General features: G+C 30.8%; 2 protein-coding genes. Both read left to right on the top strand.

Annotation, left to right across the window (positions count from 1 at the left end; genetic code table 11):
• Positions 1-323: 323 nt before the first annotated feature.
• Positions 324-2,372 (top strand): Ig-like domain-containing protein, encoded by a 2,049-nt coding sequence (locus tag ACKI32_RS04885; protein ID WP_407414072.1) that lies wholly within the window; start codon positions 324-326, stop codon positions 2,370-2,372.
• 457 nt (positions 2,373-2,829) lie between these two features.
• A complete protein-coding gene (locus ACKI32_RS04880) occupies positions 2,830-7,269 on the top strand; it encodes an Ig-like domain-containing protein (RefSeq protein ID WP_407414070.1) in 4,440 nt (1,479 codons plus the stop codon).
• The last annotated feature ends 136 nt before the right edge of the window (positions 7,270-7,405 follow it).

Raw genomic sequence — 7,405 nt, 5'->3', positions numbered from 1 at the left:
GATTTAATTAATAAAATAAGAAATAACCTAAATAAAAAAATAAACGATAAACTTTATATTGCATATCGAATATAAAATATAATTACTAATATGGAAATTTCATTTATAAAAATACTGAAAAAATTTTTAGTTTTTTAATAAATAAATTGGAAAGATTGATTTCAATTCCAGTAAGGATTGGAATAAACGATATTAGTGATGAGAATTTTTTAAGGTTTTTTAAATTTTAATGATATGGCTAAATTTTAATGAATTGGCTAAAGATTTTAAATTAATTTTTAAAAAACTTGATTTTGTATCGAATAAATAAAGGAGAAAAATATATGAATAAAAAGATAATTTTATCTCTCCTATTAGTATTATTGGTTGCAATTTCTGTTTCCGCAGTATCTGCAGAAGCAGTTGATGATGTCATCGATGATGCTGGAATAGATGTAGTTGCAGAGGTTGACGATGCTGGAACTGCAGATGATACTGTTTTAGCGGATGGAGAAGAAAAAACCGGAGATGACATCCAAACTGCAATAGATAATGCTGAAGATGGTGGAGAAATTGACTTAGGTGAGAATCAAGTCTATAATGTTGCAGATGGAAAAATTTTCAACATAACTAAAAAAGTCACCATAAAGGGTAATAACGTAATCATTAAGGCAAGCGGTGCAAGCCAAGGTGGTAGTGGAGCACTCTTTATTGCAAATGTAGCAGGAACTGGATTTGATGGTATAACCTTCATTAACACTGATGGTCATAAATCATATGGTCAACAAGTATCCGGTTATGCTATCCAATTAGCTATTGAAAACGGACTTGTAAACAACTGTGCATTCATTGACTGGAGTAGCGGAGTTTACGGAAAAGGCGCTGCATTCTGTAACATTACAAACTCTTACTTCAACGGTTCTTCTGAAAAAGTAACCAATGGTGGAACCAAAGAATACGGTACCAAAGCTATCAACCTTATGGGATCCCACGACATTACTGTAACTGGCTGTACCTTTGAAGGACAAGTTCTTGATGGTATTTCCATTGCAAGTAACTCTGGAAACAACATAATGACTGATAACACTTTCATTGACAACTGTTATGCTATCTACTTCGGTGGAGCTTCCACCCAAGGATGTGTAATTGCAAACAACACTTTCATTAGATGCGGTTACTGTGAAGATGCTGATGGAAATGTAATCTTTAAAGACTTACCTGTAATCAGTACACAAAAAGCTGCAAACGGATATATCATAGCAGACAACACTATTGAAGCAACTGAAGGATCTATCTTCATCAAAGCAGAATCCGGTAACACCGCACATGGATATCCTAGTTCCATTGGTGACATTAAAATTACTGGAAACACTTTAACCGTAGCTGAAGGAGCAAACCCTGAATCTATCACTTTTGTTTACCTCTTTAGTAATCAAGGAGCATTAAACCCATATGCACCTATTGACATTAGCGGAAACAATATTGCTGAAGGAGTAACCCCTGTAACCGTATGGTATGCAGATTGGGGTAGTGTAGATGAACCTGTAATTCCTGCAGCTGATAAAGTAGCTACCTCCATAAACATTAAAGATGTTTCTACCTCTACTAAAAAAATCACTATTGAATTAGTAGACGTAAACGGTGAAGTGCAAGCTGGAAAAGAAATTTCTTACTCCATTAATGGTGGAGAAACAAAAACCGCTGAAACCGATGCAGATGGTCTCTTAACCATTGATGTAACTGAAGATGGTGTAGTTGCTCTTGCATTTGCTGGAGATGACAAACTCAAAGCAACAGAAACTAGCATTAACTTTGCTGCTACTGCAGTAAAAACCAACCCTACCATTACTGCTAGTGCAATGACTGCAACTGCAAAAGTAGCAAAATACTACAGTATAACCTTAAAAGATTCCACTGGAAAAGCTTTAGTTGGTGAGCAAGTAACTTTCTACTTCAACGGACAAACTAAAACTGTAAAAACTGATGAAAATGGTATTGCTAAACTCAGCATTAATGTTGCAACTAAAGGCACTTACCCAATTACCGTTTCCTACCTTGGAAATGATAAGAACAATGCAGTTGTAGCAGTTAAAAACATTAAAATAAATGTTCAAAAAACCAAAGCAGTATTTAAAAAAGCTACTTTAAAAGTTAAGAAAGCTAAAAAAGTAAAATTCACCCTTAAAGATGCAAGTGGAAAAGCAATCAAAGGTAAAAAAATTACCATTAAAGTAAATGGAAAAACCTTTAGTGCTAAAACCAACGCAAAAGGTGTAGCTACCATTAGTGTTAAAGTTGCTAAAAAAGGAACATTCACTGCAACAGCTAAATTTGCAGGAGACAACACCTACAAAGCAATCACTAAAAAAGTTAAATTTACTGTAAAAAAATAAGCAAATAAATTTAATCTAGTTATTTGAGATTTTTCTCAATAACTAGTTTTATTCTTTTTTTAAATATTTAGATCTTTTTTAAATTCAAATTTCATTTTTAAAGCCAAATTTAATTTCGTTTTATTAAAGATTTTATATCGATTTTTAAAAGTAAATTTGTTGAAATTTCATATAATTTTCCTTTTTTTAAGAGCTATTCATAAAAATAAAGCATTAATTATCATCATTTAATCAAATAATGAATATAAACCTGTATAAATGAAAAATATTCAATATATTTAATAAAATAAAACAAATGAATAAAAATTATATATAATGATATAAATAATATTACATATCAATATTAAAAAAGAGAATATTATTGAAATGAAAAATATTTTTGTAATGAAAAAAAAACAAATAGAAATTTTTTAATTTTAAACTGATTAATTCAATAATTTAATTAACGAGGAAAAATATGAAAGGTAAGAGGATTATATTGATTTCTCTTTTTCTCATAATGGCAATAATCAACATACAAGCTGTTATGGCTGAAAATATAGAAGAAATCAATATTGAAAACAGTCAGGATTATGATGATTTGATGATTGTTGATGATGGAAGTATCAATAATCAAGATGATAATAATCAAAATGTCTTAAGAGATTCTATTGAAGATGGGGATAATGCTATCAAAGAGGAAATGAGCATCGATGACATTCCAACGGAAAATGATGGAAACTTAAAAAGCTCTAATTCACAAGAGGATAATTTGCAATCCAGCATTACAGTAGATGGGAAAGCATACAATCAAATGACAAACAAAACCATTCAAACTGCAATAGATAATGCAAATCCGGGAGATACAATTGTCATCACAGGAAAGGAATATGTTCATTGCCATTTTATAATTAATAAAAAATTAACAATCATAAGTGAAGTAGGAACTGTCATGAGCCCTTGCCCATCAAATACTGATGGATCTGGAGCGCATGGAATCTTTTATATAGGTCCCGAAGGCAGCGGCACCATTATAAAAGGATTTGTTTTGAATAACGATGTTGGCCGTGACAGTGACTATGGGATTTATATAAAGGGATCAAGGGATGTTGAAATCATCAACTGTACAATCAATCAAACTCCAACTGGCAGTGGAATAAAGGTACAGAATGCACAAAATACAAAAATTTCAAATTCAATCATTAAGGAATCCAATATCGGAATAAACTTGATCAATTCCACAAAAACCACTATTTTGAACAATGCCATTACAAATAATGGATTATATGGAATTCATATAGCTGAAAATAATCAAAACACTACAATTGATTTTAACAATATCACCTATAACAAAGGATTTGGAATAAGTGCGATTTCAGCTGATTACATTTACATAACAAACAATTTTATTGCATACAATCAAAATGACGGAAGCGGTGCAGGAGTCTATGTAAACTGCAATATCACCAAGATTGAAATTAAAGGCAATTTCTTTAAGCAAAACGGACAATATGGTGTTTTAAACGATTACCGTACAAGAAATATGGATGCAAAAAATGGAGCAGAAAAATTGGAAATTAACAATAACAACTACTTCCTAGGCCATAGCGAAAGACTTGCATACCATATTGAATATAAGAAATATTCTGGCGGAGCCTTCATTTACAATAGCGAGAACGATACCTATACTTTTGTTGGAGATGGAAATGGAGATTATGATGTTGATAAAAGTGTTGTCTATTTAGGATACGCATTTTTCGACGATGAAACAATCTGTGGAGCTACTCTCTATAAAGCTCCTAGTACCACTTGGAGTGAAGGTAACTATAAATTGCAAATCAGTGAAATCAGCCAAACTAAAAAAGGCACCTATCAAATATCCATCGTAGATAAAAATGGAAATATTGCTACAGATTTCAATTCAATATATGTAACATTTTACCTTAATAAAAACAATACATATGCAGAACCTCAAGAAGGGGACATTTATAGAATAGTATTAATGAAAAATGGTACTGCTACAGCCAGTTTTAGCGAAAAGGAATACTTGGAAAGTGGAAATGTATTAACTGCCGTCTTCCCTGGACTTTTTGATGACTATACAATTAAAGAAAAGTTATATAAAACTTTTAGCATAGAAGATTCACAAATTCCTAAAGATAGCGTTCAAACTAAGATAACCGTTTCAAATATGAACACTTATCCAAACTCTGGAGCATCATTTGTAGCAACACTAAAAGATAGCTTTGGAACTCCTTTAGCTGGAAAAAGCATCAAATTAACTGTAAATGGTAAAACATATGTAAGAACAACTGATGCAGATGGAAAAGTCAGGTTATCAATTTCATTAGCAAGCGAAAAAACTTATCATATTGCTGTAAGTTTCAATGGAGAGGATGAATACAATCAATCAAGCGCAAAAGCAAATATAGTGGTTAAAAGAACTGGACAAAAAATAATAAGCTCAAATATAGCATTTGCACCAAATAAAGCAAGTTATTATAGCATTACTTTAAAAGACTCAAACAATAAACCTATTGCAAATAAAAATGTTAAGTTCACTATCAATAAGAAAACATACACTGTTAAAACAAACAGTAAAGGAATAGCTAAAGTAAAAATCAAGCTCTCTAAGAAAAAAACCTATAAGATCACTATAAAATCAGCCCGTACAAATAAATATAAAGCTATAACAAAAACAAATAAAATCACAATCAAAGCATTGAAACAAAAAATCATTAGTTCAAATAAAGTTTATGCACCTAAAAGCGTGAATTATTACACTATAACCCTTAAAGATCAAAACAATGCGGCAATAGCGAACAAGAAAATTACCATAAAAGTAGGTACAAAGACCTATAAAAAGAAAACCAATAAAAATGGGGTAGTCAAGCTAAAAATCAAATTTTCAAAAAAGAAAACATATAAAGTGACCATAAAATCTCCAAAAACCAACCAGTACAAGGTAAAGTCAAAAACCAATAAAATCACAATCAATGCACTTAAGCAAAAAATCACAAGTGCAAATAAAAAATATTTGCCTCAATCTGGAGAATATTATAGCATAACCTTAAAGGATCAAAACAATCAGTTAATAAAAAGCAAAAAGGTTAAATTCACTATCAATAAGAAAACATACACTGTTAAAACAAACAGTAAAGGAGTGGCTAAACTAAAAATTAGTTTAACTGATGAAGGGGTCTACACTTTAAAAATCAACTCCCCGAAAACTAATCAGTACAAAGCAATCACTAAAACAAATAAAATCACAATAGAAAAAGGCACTCCTAAGTTTACAAGCTATGATAGAACTTATTCAAACAACTCCGACGGGGAATATTCCATCTATTTAAGTGATTATGCTGGAAAAGCATTGGCAAATGGGAAAATCATTTTCTCAATAAATGGAAACACCTATAATGCAAGCACTGATTCAAATGGAATTGCAAAATTTAATATCAACATTGATACAGCTGGAACTTACTCATTAGTAAGTAAATTCTTAGGGGATATAAAGAATAAAGCAATAAATAAAACCAATTCCATCACAATTAAGGAAGGGTCAAATATAATTTTTATTGACAAAAATCTTCCAAATATTGAAATCCAAAAGATTATAGATAGTGCAGAAAATGGAAATACAGTTGAATTCCTAGGAGATAGTTATGACAGCATCAGTTTAAAAATAAAAGGAGGATTAAATCTAATCACTAATAGTGGAACTCAACTAAATGGATTAAGCAAAAGTCCTGTGCTTACAATAAATGGGGATAACATTAATGTATCTAACTTCAAAATTAATCCAAATTCCCAAAGTGGAGAGTCTGAGGGAATTCTAATAAATAATTCCAATTATGTAAACATTGCAAACAATACCATTATTAACATTTTAAATTCCAATTTAATCAATGATTATAATAATGGAAGCACCATATTGCCTGGAACTGGAATAAAAGTATTGAACAGTGCAAACATTAATCTTGAAAAAAACATTATCAATTCATTTGAAAGTGGAATATACAATGAGTATTCCAGCAATATTTCAATGAAAGAAAATGAGATCAGATTAAATAACTATGGTATTAAATATGGATTTGGAAGCAAAAACAGTGAAATTTTCAACAATACCATCATTGACAATATTGGGTGGTATACAGAGGATGTTCCAGAAGGGCCAAGAGGTTATGGAATTTTCTTAAATAATTCTGCTGTGAATATTGTTATAAATCAAAATAATATCAGTAACAATTACATAGGCATTTCCGTCGATTCCAATAACAGTACTGGAATAGTGGTTACAAGCAACTTGATTGCAGACAATTCGTTGGAAGGAATAAGATTCAATGCAGGTTATGACTTGGCAGAAAACTGTATAGAACCGAATATAACAGACAATGCAATCTATAGAAATGCAGAAGGGCCAAGCATGATGATCCTTGGTGAAATGAGTGCAAACCCATTTGGAATCTATGGTCCTGGACAATGGGATGAAAGCTTAAGATTGCAAATTGGCCCTAATTGGTATGGAGTGAACAGTCTTAGGACATGGGATAATGATACTGGAATTGTAGGTGTCGGAACAATGTGTCCAAGAATTAAAACAAGTGAAATCAAATTTGAAACAATTGAAACCGAAAGCCCTGGATCTTATAAGATAAATTTCTATAAAGATGGGGAATTGGCAACTAATCTCGCTACATTTGATTTATATGCTACATTAAATAGAGGCACTGACAAACAAACAGAAGTTCATTTCAATGTAATTAATGGAACAGGCAGTTTTAGTTTTGATAAGGAAAACTATTTAGAAAACGATAACAAAATTGAAATTTCTGTAGGTTCATTAATCAATGTAGTGGATAGGCTTTATTCAGTTGTTTACACTTACAATGTTCCAGAAACTGAAATACCAGTTTAAATTAAAATAAGTTTCGAATAAATTTAAATAAAAATATTTCTTATTTTTATTTGATTTTATTCTTTTTATTTTTCTTTTTTTCCTTTTTCTATTTTTACATTATCAAATGATGATAACACATTCTATTAAAAAAAAA

Source organism: Methanobrevibacter sp. (assembly GCF_045611865.1).
Classification (GTDB): Archaea; Methanobacteriota; Methanobacteria; order Methanobacteriales; family Methanobacteriaceae; genus Methanocatella.
Note: the sequence above shows the minus strand (reverse complement) of the source record. Positions and strands in the feature narration are given on the sequence as shown.